Annotated in this window: 13 protein-coding genes; 5 read left to right on the forward strand and 8 right to left on the reverse strand. The window is 43.4% G+C overall.

Annotation, left to right across the window (positions count from 1 at the left end):
- Positions 1–75: 75 nt before the first annotated feature.
- Both QSH61_RS14060 and QSH61_RS14065 read left to right on the forward strand, forming a co-directional pair.
- The gene (locus tag QSH61_RS14060) at positions 76–1152 is read left to right on the forward strand and encodes a tetratricopeptide repeat protein (protein WP_017216359.1); all 1077 of its coding nucleotides are present in this window, start codon (positions 76–78) and stop codon (positions 1150–1152) included.
- Positions 1153–1405: 253 nt separating this feature from the next.
- Positions 1406–2608 carry an aromatic amino acid transport family protein gene (locus QSH61_RS14065; RefSeq protein ID WP_206472254.1) on the forward strand — a complete coding sequence of 401 codons (1203 nt, stop codon included), beginning with the start codon at positions 1406–1408 and terminating at the stop codon, positions 2606–2608.
- 25 nt (positions 2609–2633) lie between these two features.
- Here the strand turns inward: QSH61_RS14065 and QSH61_RS14070 are convergent, their stop codons facing one another.
- The 3 genes from QSH61_RS14070 to pomA form a co-directional block, all read right to left on the reverse strand.
- On the reverse strand, positions 2634–3137 hold the full coding sequence (locus QSH61_RS14070; protein ID WP_147389350.1) for a hypothetical protein: 504 nt from the start codon (positions 3135–3137) through the stop codon (positions 2634–2636).
- Between the two features lie 178 nt (positions 3138–3315).
- Positions 3316–4245, reverse strand: coding sequence for a flagellar motor protein MotB (locus QSH61_RS14075; protein ID WP_174169865.1), 930 nt, complete (start codon positions 4243–4245; stop codon positions 3316–3318).
- A gap of 2 nt (positions 4246–4247) precedes the next feature.
- Positions 4248–5015 (reverse strand): flagellar motor protein PomA, encoded by a 768-nt coding sequence (gene pomA / locus QSH61_RS14080; protein ID WP_010606140.1) that lies wholly within the window; start codon positions 5013–5015, stop codon positions 4248–4250.
- Between the two features lie 234 nt (positions 5016–5249).
- Between pomA and xseB the strand changes: the two genes are divergently transcribed.
- From xseB to dxs, 3 genes are all read left to right on the forward strand, one after another.
- Positions 5250–5489, forward strand: coding sequence for an exodeoxyribonuclease VII small subunit (gene xseB / locus QSH61_RS14085; protein WP_010606139.1), 240 nt, complete (start codon positions 5250–5252; stop codon positions 5487–5489).
- On the forward strand, positions 5489–6388 hold the full coding sequence (ispA, locus tag QSH61_RS14090) for a (2E,6E)-farnesyl diphosphate synthase (RefSeq protein ID WP_206472252.1): 900 nt from the start codon (positions 5489–5491) through the stop codon (positions 6386–6388). Before xseB ends, ispA begins: the two co-directional genes overlap by 1 nt.
- 164 nt (positions 6389–6552) lie before the next feature.
- Positions 6553–8415, forward strand: a complete 1863-nt coding sequence (dxs, locus tag QSH61_RS14095) for a 1-deoxy-D-xylulose-5-phosphate synthase (RefSeq protein ID WP_102057344.1) — start codon at positions 6553–6555, stop codon at positions 8413–8415.
- Positions 8416–8469: 54 nt separating this feature from the next.
- Here the strand turns inward: dxs and QSH61_RS14100 are convergent, their stop codons facing one another.
- From QSH61_RS14100 to ribH, 5 genes are read right to left on the reverse strand one after another with little or no spacing between them, the layout of a single operon-like run.
- Positions 8470–11550, reverse strand: a complete 3081-nt coding sequence (locus QSH61_RS14100) for a ligand-binding sensor domain-containing diguanylate cyclase (protein WP_010606136.1) — start codon at positions 11548–11550, stop codon at positions 8470–8472.
- A 24-nt stretch (positions 11551–11574) separates the two neighbouring features.
- Entirely contained in the window at positions 11575–12057 is a 483-nt protein-coding gene (locus QSH61_RS14105; protein ID WP_010606135.1) for a phosphatidylglycerophosphatase A family protein, read from the reverse strand.
- A gap of 8 nt (positions 12058–12065) precedes the next feature.
- Positions 12066–13028, reverse strand: a complete 963-nt coding sequence (gene thiL / locus QSH61_RS14110) for a thiamine-phosphate kinase (protein ID WP_174169863.1) — start codon at positions 13026–13028, stop codon at positions 12066–12068.
- Positions 13029–13071: 43 nt separating this feature from the next.
- Positions 13072–13482 carry a transcription antitermination factor NusB gene (gene nusB, locus QSH61_RS14115; protein WP_010372094.1) on the reverse strand — a complete coding sequence of 137 codons (411 nt, stop codon included), beginning with the start codon at positions 13480–13482 and terminating at the stop codon, positions 13072–13074.
- 11 nt (positions 13483–13493) lie between these two features.
- Positions 13494–13958: a 6,7-dimethyl-8-ribityllumazine synthase gene (gene ribH / locus QSH61_RS14120; RefSeq protein ID WP_010372096.1), complete on the reverse strand. Its 465-nt coding sequence runs from the start codon at positions 13956–13958 to the stop codon at positions 13494–13496.
- Positions 13959–14000: the final 42 nt, after the last annotated feature.

A 14000-nucleotide genomic window follows, 5' to 3' on the forward strand; every position in this document is an offset into this window, starting at 1 on the left:
TTCAATGTAAAATAGCCAAAGTTCAGTTACTTAACCTGAGAGAACTGCTCCCTAATTTTCGGACATAACTTTAATATGGAATACGGACCAATCAGCTTTTACGCTATTTTTATTGCCGTTGTGGTGCTTGGAGGCAGCTTAGGTGGGCTCTTACAAGCGATGCGTTCAACGTCGTCATATAAGTTTCGCAAACCTAAGTTTAAGAGTGCGAATAGCGCCGCCCCAGAGTATTGGGACTTAGGTGGATTCGGTGTCATTCTAGCCGGTGTGATCTCAGCATTTATGGCAATCGGTGTGCTCACCATGGCGGGCGCTGCAGACTTCAGCCCAGTCAGTAAGTATGCATTTAAATCATATCAAAATGGTGAGCACGACTCCCACCATCAAAACAACGACGAGATACTCATTCCCGTGGCAATGTTTTCATCTGCGCATAACGATAATGCCGTTGAGATCAACCGCATTATCAAAGTGGTCGTAGAGCACAATCTGAAACGGGAAAATGACTCAATTACCGGTTCTGATAAAGCATTTTGGACTTGGATTAAGATCTTTTCATTCTCTATTTTAAGCGGTTTTGGCGGTGTAGGACTCGTTTCTAGCGCCTACAAACGCTACGTTGGCGAAGATGAATTCAATGACATCCAACAAAAGGTTAAAGAAGAGTATGAAATAGCACGTAAGAATACCGTAGAGATCGCACTCCAACGTGCTAGGGAATTGATTGCAAACACACAATACGATGAAGCAATTAAGGTTTGTGATGACATTCTTACCAACATTCACCCAAACCATGCAAGAGCAATTGGCATAAAAGCCAGAGCACTCAGCCGAGATGGTAAGCTCGCAGAAGCCATCAAGTTGCTAGAAAGCGCACTTTCCATTTCAGATATGAGTGAGTCCGTCAGAGCTCGTATGCATTGGAATATAGCCTGTTATCAGACTCGTATAGATTTTAGCGAAGGCTTACCTGAGGAGCTAGATTGTATGGTCCGGACGCTGGGTGAGATCCGCAGCCATTTGGAACGTGCAATTGCGCTTGATGAGCATCTAAGGTTGAAGCTACCTGACGGTGAAAGTGACCTTATTGTGCTAAAGTCGCTCAGTGCGAGAGGTCAAGATTGGTTTGACAATTTAGTACGAGCACAATAGACTCTTAGGTAAGTTAGCTTGATACGGTGCATTTTCATGAGAGATGAAGACTTTATATAAAAGTTAAGGGTACAAGCACAAATTCACTGGATGGAAATACTGGTGATTAGAATAAGCCGCATATTGATATGCGGCTTTTTTGTTTTTGACACATGAATTTTATACGCAAATTGGTATTAGCAGCAAAACGGTTTCAATTCCGTGCTATTCGTTATATCTTGCCTCACCAGATAATAATAATCAGGGGCAAAACGTGCTTAAGAATAAAACTTTGGGCAGCATGCTAATTGTAGCAGGTACTACAATTGGCGCAGGTATGCTCGCCCTCCCGATTGCATCCGCAGGACTCGGCTTTTCTACCGCTATCGCGTTATTAACAATCACATGGTTGCTAATGACCTATACCGCTTTACTTATGCTGGAAATACATCAGTACGCGGACCAAGACGCTACGCTAAATACACTGGCGAAAAACTTACTTGGTAAATCGGGCCAATATGTCGCTAACTTTTCTATGGTATTTTTATTCTATGCGCTGTGTGCAGCTTATATCGCGGGAGGTGGTGCACAACTTCAAAGCAAACTGATTAGTGTATTGGGTGACGGGATCACTCCCCAACTCGGTTCAGTACTACTTGCTGTTATCATTGCAACCATAGTGACATTAGGCACAAGTACCGTCGATAAGCTTAACCAATTACTATTTACCATTAAAGTTATCGTGCTCGCGAGTTTATTTTTTATCCTGACTCCCTATGTTCATGGCCAACATCTTATCGATATGCCTGTGGAGCAAGGGCTTGTAATTGCGGCAATTCCTGTAATTTTCACTTCATTTGGGTTTCATGGTTCAATCCCCTCAATCGTCAAGTACGTTGGTGTAGATATTCGTCAATTACGTAAAGTGATGATGTTTGGTGCCTCCCTCCCCCTTATCATTTATGTGTTTTGGCAATTACTAAGCCAAGGTGTTATGGGGCAAAAGAGCTTAATGGCAAGTGAGGGACTGCCGGGTTTTGTAACCAGTATTTCTTCTATCGCACACAACGACAACGTACAATTATTTGTAACTGTGTTTGCAGATCTTGCTCTCGCGACTTCATTCTTAGGCGTGAGTCTCGGCTTATTCGACTTTTTTGCAGATGCCTTTAAGAAGCAAGATACTAAGAAAGACCGCATCAAGACGGCATTCATTACCTTCTTACCACCGCTTGGCTTTGCCCTCTTTTATCCAAAGGGCTTTATTATGGCACTGGGATATGCAGCGATTGCGCTCGTGGTGTTAGCGGTATTTCTACCAGTTGCTATGGTATGGAAACAGAGAAAAACCAGAGGTAATGATGGATATCAGGTTAAAGGAGGTACGCTTGGACTAGGACTTGCCGCTGTTTTCGGTGTGATGATCATCACCTCTCAGCTAATGCAAATGGCTGGCCTTATTCCTAGTTTGGGGTGAGTATTTTTCAATAGCTGGCCGAACACTATCGGCTAGCTCCTGCTTTTTCCATATCATCGCTAATGTAATGAAGCTTCCAAAACATAATTATTGGAGCAAAAGCCAAACACAAAGTCACCACATTGGTGATGGGTATGATAGTTGCGTATAAATAAGTCGAATAACTCAAATCCATTAAATGGTAATCAGTTAATCTAAACAGTTGTAAAATAGGCGCGGGTAAAACAACGAGCTGGGCTAATATACTCTGCCACATATACATTTTATCTTTTACAGCCCAATACGCAACAATCCCCATAAATAGGATGTCATTCAAGGCCCAGTATACGTAACGGATGACTTGGTGCTCATCAATAGAGCGAACAAAGTCGCTCGAGAACGTACCCACAATATAAAAAATCGCAACAAGTAGTGAATATCTAAGCGCCTTTTTATCTTTTAACACAAAGCAAAGAAAAACAGAAAGCAAAGCAATCCACACACTGTTATGTGCAAAAAATATACGAATAGGTTCCCAAGCTTCTAACATAGCTAAACGCTACTCTGGCTTCTTTTCTACAGAACCATCATCGGCGTCACCACCATCGCCGTTACCACCTGGCAATCTATAATTTTGGGGTTTTTTTATTGAAATCATTCTATTTCTCCTTTAAGTAGAACCAAACGGAACAATAGCGAATTCCCTGTAATTTGGCAACAAACTGTAACTAATTTTTCCTAACTTCAATAGGGTCTGATTCTTTCGCTTTACCCTGTAAAATCGAGATTTCGACACGCCGGTTTCGGCGCCTATCTGCATCGCTGTCATTAGGTACTAAAGGTCTAGTGTCTGCATGACCAACTACAACCATTCTGTTCTTATCAAAGCCACGGACACGCTCCATTACAGTCGCAACGGCTACCGCTCTAGTTGCCGATAAATCCCAGTTATTCGAATAAAGTTCGTTAGTCACTCTAAAGTCATCAGTGTGACCCGACACTGTAATTTCACCAGGTACATCTTTGAGCAGCTCTGCAATTTCGGCAATCACAGGTTCAAATTTAGGTTGTAGAAACGCACTTCCCGCAGGAAAAGAACCATTTTCTTGGATGCGAATAATAATTTGCTGCCCTAATGACTCGAGTTCAATTGCACCATCCATAATTTGCTTTTCTAGCTGCTGTGCAATCTTTTTAACGAGCTCGTTTACTTGCTCTTGGTCCGCAGAAGCAACTGCTTGGGTTGACGCCATTTCCTGTGCAGTACTGGCAGACTCACCACCACGCTTATTGCCTCGTTGCTCCTGTCTGCCACCCGCCGAAGCCTCGTCACCAGCTTGGAACTCTAGCATTTGCTGCGTCATTTCTACGGTTTGCTGTTGAATCGTTTCAATCGGTGTTGGTTCTGGCTTTCCTGGAGTAAATTCCATCGCAATCACGCTGGTACCTTTAGGAATATCTTTTACTTCAATTTTATTTTGCACACCAAAAGCAAACTTCATCGATCCTGCAATTTGCTTAAACTTCAGTACATCCATTTCGGAGAATGCCAATAGCAGTACGAAGAAGCACATTAACAACGACATGAGATCAGCAAACGTTCCCATCCAGGCAGGAAGACCTGGGGGGGGACATTTACATTCTTTCTCATCTGACATGATTATTCCTCAGCCTCAGCGCCACGTTTAGATTCTGGCAGATAGTTTTTCAAGATACCTTCAATGACTTTTGGATTTTGGCCATCTTGAATGCCTAAGATTGCATCTAAGATAAGGCGCTGGTTTCGCTCTTCTTCATCTTTACGAAGTTCAAGCTTAACCTGAATTGGGATCGCAACCACGTTAGCCAAAAACGCACCGTATAAAGTTGTCAAAAGTGCAACAGCCATAGCAGGTCCAATTGCTTTTGGATCGTCCATGTTAGATAACATCGCTACTAGGCCGATGAGCGTTCCAATCATCCCCATAGCAGGAGCGATATCGGCGAGGGACTTAAATAAGCCAGCGCCTAACTCGTGTCTTGAGGACGTTAGGGCAATATCTTTTTGCAATGTGGCACGCACAACATCAGCATCATGCCCATCGACTAACATATCGACACCTTTACGCATAAACTGGTTGGGGATTTCGGCTTCTTCTAACGCTAAAAAACCACCTTTGCGAGCTGAATCAGCAAGCTCAACGGCTTTTTCAATCAGCTCTTCCGGAGTTTCAATCTTGAACATGAAGGCCTTCCCGGCCACTTTTCCAATTCCGAAAAACTGTCCAAGCGTAAAGTTAGACAATACGATAAAAATTGAACCACCAAATACGATAACGACGGAAGGCGTGTTATAGAACATAGCGATCTGGCCATCACTACTTAGTACCATGGACATTACAATTAAACCTATGGCACCCAGGATCCCTATTACCGTTGCTAAATCCACATGTCCTCCGGGGGAAGTTATTTGTGATAAATCACGCAGTTATTGTTGTTTGAGTTATCGGCAAGTTTTTCTACAACTTAACACTATTATATTAAAAAGTGTTTAAAATGCGAGTTTATAGCAGATCTTGTAATGCTGATACTCGGTCAGATCAAAAAGTCACTGGTTTTTTTGACCTTGGCGCACAATCACCCTAAAATTGCCACACTTTTACTTTACGGGTCAGCGTGACATATGGCAGTAAAAAAACCAGACAACTTGAGCTTTGAAGAAGCCATGCAAGAACTGGAGCAAATCGTTGCAGACATGGAAAACGGTAGCTTACCTTTAGATCAAGCACTTAAACAGTTTGAACGCGGGATAAAACTCGCAAAAGCTTCAAATCAGAAACTTCAGCAAGCTGAACAACAAGTCGCTATTTTAATGGGCGAGGATGAACAAGCACAATTACAGCCATTTGATAACGAAGCCTAATGTCGAAAAAATTACAAGAAAAGCTCCAGTTTGCTAAAACTCGTGTAGAAAACACCATTTTACACTATTTTGATAGTGTGCTTGAAACTGAAGAGAATATAAAAGCGGCTACACGCTATAGTATAGAAAACGGCGGCAAGCGCTTGCGACCGTTTTTAGTGTATTGTACTGGTGAATTATTTGGTGCTGCTCCAGAAGATTTAGACAAAGCTGCAGCCGCAATAGAGTGTGTGCATAGCTACTCTTTGGTGCACGACGATTTACCTGCTATGGATGATGATGATCTCAGACGCGGCCGTCCAACTTGCCACATCCAATTCGATGAGGCGACCGCGATTTTAGCTGGTGACGCTCTGCAAACGCTGGCATTTGAACTGCTAAGTGAACATCCATTCGCGGTAAGCCACCATGCCCAAATAAAAATGATTTCAGTGCTAGCCAAGGCATCGGGTCTACAAGGCATGATAGGCGGTCAAGCACTCGATATAGCAGCAACCAATCGTTTAATTACGATAGATGAGCTCGAACGTATTCATAAGCTAAAAACAGGTGCACTACTAAGCTGTGCAGTAGAACTTGGGATCTTATGTAGCGATCCGGAACGTGTTTCAGAGCAAGCACGTGATGCGATACGTACTTATGGACGTGCAATTGGCCTTGCATTTCAAGTCAGAGATGACATTCTTGATGTAGAAGGTGACACATTTGTGCTTGGTAAACCTCAAGGCTCTGATTTAGAACATAATAAATCTACCTATCCAGCATTATTGGGGTTAGAACAAGCAAAAGAAAAAGCTGAACACTTGATAGATGAAGCTTTAGAAGCGCTTACACGTATCAACGGTAATACAGAAATACTTGCAGATTTAGCAAAATACATCATAGATCGAGAATATTAAGCTGACGTATAAAATAGCTACGCCAAGCTAAGAAAATATTCACAAGAACTTTGTAAACGCTGGCTAACATAATATTATGACAAGTTAGTGAAGAATTTTAATAATTATGAAGTGGACCACGTGAGTAATTGCGCTGAGATTCACTTAGGACTCTGATAAATACCATGAAACTTGATAGTAGCAAGTATCCCTTACTCGCGTTAATTGACGAGCCAAGTCAACTCCGTCAATTACCCCAGCACAAGTTAACCGCCTTTAGTGATGAGCTTCGCGAGTATTTGCTGAACTCAGTCTCTCAAAGCAGCGGTCACTTTGCATCTGGTTTAGGCACTGTAGAGCTTACTGTAGCTTTACACTATGTGTATAACACACCAAGCGATAGGCTCGTTTGGGATGTAGGTCATCAAGCCTATCCGCACAAACTACTTACAGGTAGAAGAGATAGGATGCATACGATCCGCCAGAAAGATGGCCTGCATCCTTTCCCTTATAGAGAAGAAAGCGAATACGATACGTTTAGTGTTGGCCACTCAAGCACTTCTATATCAGCGGCACTTGGTATGGCTATCGCAGCTGAAAAAGAAGGGATTGGACGTAAGACCGTCGCCGTTATTGGTGATGGTGCAATGACCGCGGGCATGGCGTTTGAAGCCATGAATCACGCAGGCGACATCAATCCAGATATGTTAGTGATCCTAAACGACAACGAAATGTCTATCTCTGAAAACGTTGGCGCACTCACCAATCATTTCGCGAAGATCCTCTCTGGTAGCTTTTACACCAATATTCGAGAAGGCAGCAAAAAACTGCTGTCTGGTGTGCCGCCGGTAAAAGAGCTTGCAGGCCGTATGGAAGAGCATTTAAAGGGGATGATAATCCCTGGTACTTTCTTTGAAGAGCTAGGCTTTAACTATATTGGCCCAATTGACGGACATAACGTAGATACTTTGGTAGATACGCTGCGTAATATGCGTAACCTAAAAGGCCCTCAACTATTACACGTTAAAACCCAAAAAGGGAAAGGTTATAAACCTGCAGAAGCAGATCCTATTGGTTATCATGCCGTGCCTAAGTTCGATCCAAGCGTCCATAGCTTACCCAAATCAAAACCTAGTGCACCAACCTTTTCAAAGGTGTTTGGAGATTGGCTTTGCGATATGGCTGCACAAGATAATAAGCTCATGGCAATCACACCAGCAATGCGTGAAGGCTCGGGCATGGTACGCTTTTCTAAAGAGTACCCTGCTCAATATTTTGATGTTGCCATTGCTGAGCAACATGCTGTGACACTGGCAGCGGGTTTTGCTTGTGAAGACCTCAACCCAGTGGTTGCAATCTATTCTAGCTTCTTACAACGCGCATACGACCAACTCATTCATGATGTCGCACTACAAAATCTGCCAGTGTTGTTCGCTATTGACCGTGCCGGTGTCGTTGGTGCGGATGGTGAGACGCACCAAGGCGCATACGACTTAAGTTTCTTGCGCTGTATCCCGAATATGGTGATCATGGCACCAAGCGACCTTAATGAGTGCCGCCAAATGCTCTACACAGGTCATCGCCTAGATAGGCCAGCAGCAGTGAGATACCCCAGAGGTAGTGCGGGAAGCGCCGAGATTGATACGGAAATGACCGCAATAGAAGTTGGTAAGGGCAAGGTAGTAAGAGAAGGTGAAAAGCTGGCTATTTTAAGCTTTGGTACATTGCTTGAAAACGCTCAAGCCGTAGCCGAAGAGCTAAATGCCACACTTGTAGATATGCGTTTTGTCAAACCCTTAGACTGCGCCCTTATCGAAGAGTTGGTTGTAACTCACGAGCGCTTCGTCACACTTGAAGATAATGCTATTGCCGGTGGCGCAGGCTCCGCAGTAAGCGAGTATTTAATTGCTCAAGGCCATCAAAAACCAATTAAACTTCTTGGTCTACCTGACGAGTTTATTAAGCATGGTTCACAAACTGAGATCCATGCCGAGCTGGGCTTAAACAGCGAAGGCATCAGTCAACAAATTAAGGCTTGGCTTGCGTGAGTCTGCATTCAACCTAAAAAAGGCTTCCATTTGGAAGCCTTTTTGCTATGAGTTTTACCTCATCCATACACTGATTTCAGCAAGCCCATTACTTTGTAATAACTGTAATTGAGACTCTATATTCGCACTTTGTTCAAACTCAAAAGCATCTAACTGATCATCAAAAGTAATTGTTGCAGCACCATCCCCACCGCGTTGTTTAACTTGATGCAGCGCAATATCAGCCAAATTCACTGATGATTCCCAACCAATCACTTTGCCACCGAGTAGTGGTAGAGGGTAATAAGACCACCCCATAGAAACTGTCAGCTTAGTGGTTTTTCCATTAGGAAGTCGATAGTCCGTCTCAGCAATGGCTTTACATAAATCACTAACATACTCTTCAATGTCATCTCGACTGAAATCACGCAATAACAATAAGAATTCATCCCCACTCCATCTAACAACATAGTCTGAACCTTGAGTACGGGTATTTAAAAGTGTCGCTAACTGTTGTAAGCAACTGTCGCCACCAATAGGACCATAAGAATCGTTAATCTTACTAAAGTCATCGATATTCATGATCATGAGCACTAGGCTCTTATTTTGGGCTTGTAGTGATTGAGCATTGCGCTGGTAGTGCTCAACATCTTTAGGAAGTTGATCAAACAAAAAGCGACGACTTCGCAAGCCTGTCAGCTCATCGGAATGACTAACCAGCTTAAGTTGTGTATTAACTTGATTTAGCTTTTCATTTGCCTTTCTAAGCTCCGTTGTACGCTCTGCAACTAACGCCTCTAATGCGGCCTGCTTTCTTCTTTCTTGTGCTCTAAACACCCAAAAAATCAGATAGAACATAAAGATAAATGCACAAGTAATAAACAATCTAAAGTAAATCGTTTCGTCGAAGCGCCGAGGTAGTACAATTGATAAGCTTAGCACTTTAGCCTTTTCCCAATCTTGTCCTTGACGCTTAGCTTCTAACACAAAGGTAAAGTTGCCTGGAGGCAAATTGGTGTAAATGGCTTCACGCCGTGATTGTGCATCCCGCCATTGTGTATCATGGCCATTGAGTTTGTATCTAAACTCAATGCTATGAGGCGCATAAAAATCAATGGCTGTATAATTGATAGTTAAATCGCGTTCCGATGTTTCAAGCTGGATCACTTGATTTAATGATTCTGTACTAAATACTCTATCGTGGGTAGACAATGACTCTAGCCTTGGCAATAAATCCCCACCGCCAAAAAGCTGGACATTTTTAGGGATCTCAACAACGCCTTGTAAGCTGGGGTAAAAAATAGCTGACTCGGTTTCAACCACGGCATCATGCCCAAGGCCTGAACAACATTGGCTTGGTCTGCCATCAAGCTGCCTATCGAATGGGCTTATTACTTGTTCAACTTGCAAACTCTCTATAACGTGACCAAATTGCGCAACGGGCATGCGATATACCCCTTTCATTGTGCTCACCCAGATGAGCTGATTGCTCTTGTCATAATGCAAAGAAAATATCGATCCGTAAGGCAATCCATTTGAAGCATCAAGCTGATACCAATCACCGTCTGAGGTACGATAGAATAACCCATCGTTGAGAGAGCCAACTAAAGTCGTCACAGTATCCAAATGCAAAATACTGGTGATATAAGCGGTATCCAACGACGTTTGAGAACCAATTTTTTCGATGCCTTTATCATTGTAGCGATACGCACCTTTGTTAGTACCGATAAAACCATATCTCGGAAAATCCTCAACAAAAGTAACAAATTGACTACCAAGAAAAGCGTTGTAGGCAAATGGCGTTATCCCCTTGTAATCAAGACGATACAAACCTCTCCCTGTACCAAACCACATTCCCCCTCGGTTTGAAGGGCTTAGTGAAAAGACTGGATTCTGTCTGAGCTCTCGCTCAGTTAATTTTTGTAGTGTGCCATTTTCGTAGATAAGTGCACCACGGTCTGTCCCAAGAATGAGTTTTTCGCCAATAAACTCCAAGTCGTGTATCACGGAACGATTTAACTGCGCACTAGTTAGCACGGGTTGATAACTATCATTCAATCCCATAATGCCAAGCCCCTCACGACTAGCGACCCATAACTGACCAGAGGGCCCCTGTGTGATGGCTGAAATTGCTTGGTTTACTCTAGGACCAATATGATGCCGCTCCACTTTTCCTGAGTGGGCCAGCCACAAGCCTTCATTTAAACTGGCAAGCCAGATATTATTATCTTTGTCCATAAAGATATCTGCAAACCAGATACTTTGATCCAACTGAATTGGCTCGACAGCTTGCCAAACACCATTATTCTGTCGATATAACAGCCGACCATAAGTAGAGACCCATAGCCCGCCTTCCTTATCATTTAGAAACTTATATACGGCATTGTTACCCGCATCTTGATAACGGCGTAGTACTTCGTCAATATCTAGAAAATACGCACCCAACTCTGATGCTAAGAACAACTTACCATCGACCCAAGCTAAGTCATGTATAATGGTTTGCGCTAACTGCTCAGGTAGTGAAACCTTACTCGCCAGCTCAAGCCTAACGCCATCACCGTTGCGATTGCTTGATTCACTGATTTTAAGTAGGTGACGTTCATTCACTAGCCAAATACCATCAGGCACCAACGCCATTTTAGTCACAGAACCTACGATTTGGTTTATTTGAGTCACATCTAACGTACTTTGTTCGATGTTATTGGCGGCTAACGTCAGCTTTTTCGCAGAAACATAATACAGACCATTCGCAGCAATCCAGATCCCGCCATCTTCATCTTGCAAGATATCTCGTACAGGCCCCTGCAGATCGAAACGCCGAGCTTCTAAGGTTTGGGGATTGAGTCTTAACAATCCTCGACGCGTGCCAACCCAGAGCATGCCAAATCGATCCACCACCAATTTATTAATGGCATTACTATTTAAAAACTCGGTATTTTGGGTGTTGAAATTTTGGAATTGATGACCATCAAACCGACTTAAGCCAAACTGAGTTCCGAGCCAAATGTAGCCTTGATTGTCTTGAACGACACTCTTAACGCTTTGTGACGGTAACCCACTTTGGATATTCCACTGTTTAACTACGTAATCATCTATCGCCGCAAAACTCGTAATTGGTAGCAGCAAAGTGAAAATGAAAAACAATAGCCTTGTCATCTCGATTCCATCACATCAGCACAGTTAGACTAAAATGCCAGTTTTAAACAAAGCTTGCACGCAAATCAATGAAAAAATGCCAGCTAATACATCATCTAGCATAATCCCCGAGCCACCGTGCAAACGTTTATCGAGCCATCTTATCGGACCCGGTTTCAAAATATCGAAAAAGCGGAACAAAATAAAGCCAACGATTAATGACTGCCAGCTAAGCGCCGCCCCTATCATGGTAATATAAAAACCTGCCACTTCATCCCAGACAATGGCTGGGTGGTCATGAACATTAACATCGTCTGCTGTTTTACCACACACCCAGATCCCAAATAACGTCATGACAATCGCAACCAGACATTGCAGCCAAATTGGTGCGCCTTGGGTTGCAAAAATAAACGGTAATGCGGCGAAGGTGCCAAAAGTACCAGGTGCTTTTTTCGCTAAACCAAGACCAAACCCGAGTGCAAAGAATTGATGCGGCTTCTTTAAATTAAATACATACTGCTTAGCCAAACCAACTCCTAGCTAAAATGCTCAAAACCAAACCCTGAGAGCTGGTAAGGTTGACCTTTTTTGAGCAATTGAATTTCGCCATTATTAGCCGTAATTTGGCCAATACAAACTGGCTCAACACCATATTGCTTCAATCTGGTTTCCACGGCATTTTTGTTATTATCATTGACCGTGAAGAGTAACTCGTAGTCATCGCCAAAACCGAGCGCGAGCCGCATGCGTGCATCTTCATCAAGACTTGAGCGCAGCGCATCAGATTGAGGAACTTTATCGGCGTTTATCTTAGCGCCAACTAACGAGCTACGTAAAATATGCTTAAGATCCGCGAGTAGACCGTCTGAGATATCAATTGCAGAGGTAGCAAGACCCCTAAGAACTTGGCCCGCAGCAACCCTTGGTGCTGGGTAGTGAAACTTTTCAAGCGCCGCTTTGTAATGTTTTGGCTCAAGTGTCCAGCCCTGCTTTCGCGCTTCAATAGCAAGCCCTGCGTCACCAAGTGGACCTGTTACATAAATCCAATCACCCACCCGTGCTCCTGAGCGCTTGAGTGCTTTACCAGTTGGTACAATACCTTTTGCACATACAGTGATAGTCAATGGACCTTGCGTTGTATCGCCACCTATTACTTGTACGTTATAATACTCAGCAATTTCATGCATGCCCTCAGTGAAGGCTTCTAACCACTCCAAGTCAGCGTTAGGTAGCGTTAAACCAAGTGACACCCAAGTAGGTTCTGCACCCATAGCAGCTAAGTCGCTAAGATTCACAGCGATAACCCGATGGCCTAGTGCCCGAGGTGGAATATCTTCAAAAAAGTGCACACCCGCAACTAGCGTATCCGTAGTTACCGCAAGTTGATTGCCAGCAGGAACTGAAACCAAGGCGCAGTCATCACCGATCCCAAGCTCTACATCTCGGCGAGTAATGCCACGGCCTTTAAAGTAGTGATTGATTAGCTCAAATTCTTTCATACACAAAAAAGCCGGCCAAGGCCGGCTATTCCTATAGTAAAGCTTATTTGCGAATAAACTTAACCGCTTTGTCTAGTACACCGTTAACGAATTTGTGGCTCTCTTCAGCGCCAAACATTTTCGCTAACTCAATACCTTCGTTGATAGCCACTTTGTATGGCACATCTTCACGGAATTTAAGCTCATAAGCACTAACACGTAACACGGCAAGCTCAACCATATCCAATTCTTCAAGTGGACGAGCTAAATGCGGACGAATTGCTTCGTCTAGCTGCTTTTGGTTAACAACAACACCACGCGCTAAGTCTTTGAAGTATTCTACATCGACTTTAGTTACGTCGTTTTCGATCAGCATTTGCTGTTCGATATCGGCAATTGGGTTACCACTTAGCTGCCAAGAATAAATAGCTTGTAAAGCAAGTACACGTGCTTTGCGTCTAGCTGCTGGTTTCACTGAGATTCCTCTTAAATTTGCTCTAGCACGTTCACCATTTCTAGAGCTCCAAGGGCGGCTTCTCCCCCTTTGTTGCCCATTTTAGTGCCCGCGCGCTCGATAGCTTGCTCAATGCTTTCAGTAGTAAGTACACCAAAAGCGACAGGGATATCATAATCTAATGAAACGCTAGCTAAGCCTTTGTTAGACTCGTTAGCAACTAAATCGAAGTGTGGTGTACCACCACGAATAATCACACCTAGCGCAATAATCGCGTCGTGCTCTTTTTTCATCGCAACGCGTTTTGCTGCTAGTGGTAGTTCAACCGCTCCCGGTACATATACAACCGTGATGTCTTCATCGCTAACACCACCGGTACGTTTTAATTCATCTACAGCGCCTTCAAGTAAGCTGCTACCGATAAAATCGTTAAAACGTGAAATGACAATGGCAAATTTTTTGCCAGGAGCGTATTTATTACCTTCGATTACTTTCATTAGATGTTCCTAATCTGTATGAGCAATTGCCAAATTGAGGCG

Source organism: Pseudoalteromonas sp. JC3, assembly GCF_030291895.1.
Lineage (GTDB): Bacteria > Pseudomonadota > Gammaproteobacteria > Enterobacterales > Alteromonadaceae > Pseudoalteromonas.

Bases quoted from the DNA above. Each gene is read 5' to 3' on its own strand.
- thiL (WP_174169863.1), bottom strand. From the start codon at position 13,028: ATGAAAGAATTTGAGCTAATCAATCACTACTTTAAAGGCCGTGGCATT.
- ribH (WP_010372096.1), bottom strand. From the start codon at position 13,958: ATGAAAGTAATCGAAGGTAATAAATACGCTCCTGGCAAAAAATTTGCC.
- QSH61_RS14100 (WP_010606136.1), bottom strand. From the start codon at position 11,550: ATGACAAGGCTATTGTTTTTCATTTTCACTTTGCTGCTACCAATTACG.
- QSH61_RS14075 (WP_174169865.1), bottom strand. From the start codon at position 4,245: ATGTCAGATGAGAAAGAATGTAAATGTCCCCCCCCAGGTCTTCCTGCC.
- QSH61_RS14060 (WP_017216359.1), top strand. From the start codon at position 76: ATGGAATACGGACCAATCAGCTTTTACGCTATTTTTATTGCCGTTGTG.
- ispA (WP_206472252.1), top strand. From the start codon at position 5,489: ATGTCGAAAAAATTACAAGAAAAGCTCCAGTTTGCTAAAACTCGTGTA.
- dxs (WP_102057344.1), top strand. From the start codon at position 6,553: ATGAAACTTGATAGTAGCAAGTATCCCTTACTCGCGTTAATTGACGAG.
- xseB (WP_010606139.1), top strand. From the start codon at position 5,250: ATGGCAGTAAAAAAACCAGACAACTTGAGCTTTGAAGAAGCCATGCAA.
- QSH61_RS14070 (WP_147389350.1), bottom strand. From the start codon at position 3,137: ATGTTAGAAGCTTGGGAACCTATTCGTATATTTTTTGCACATAACAGT.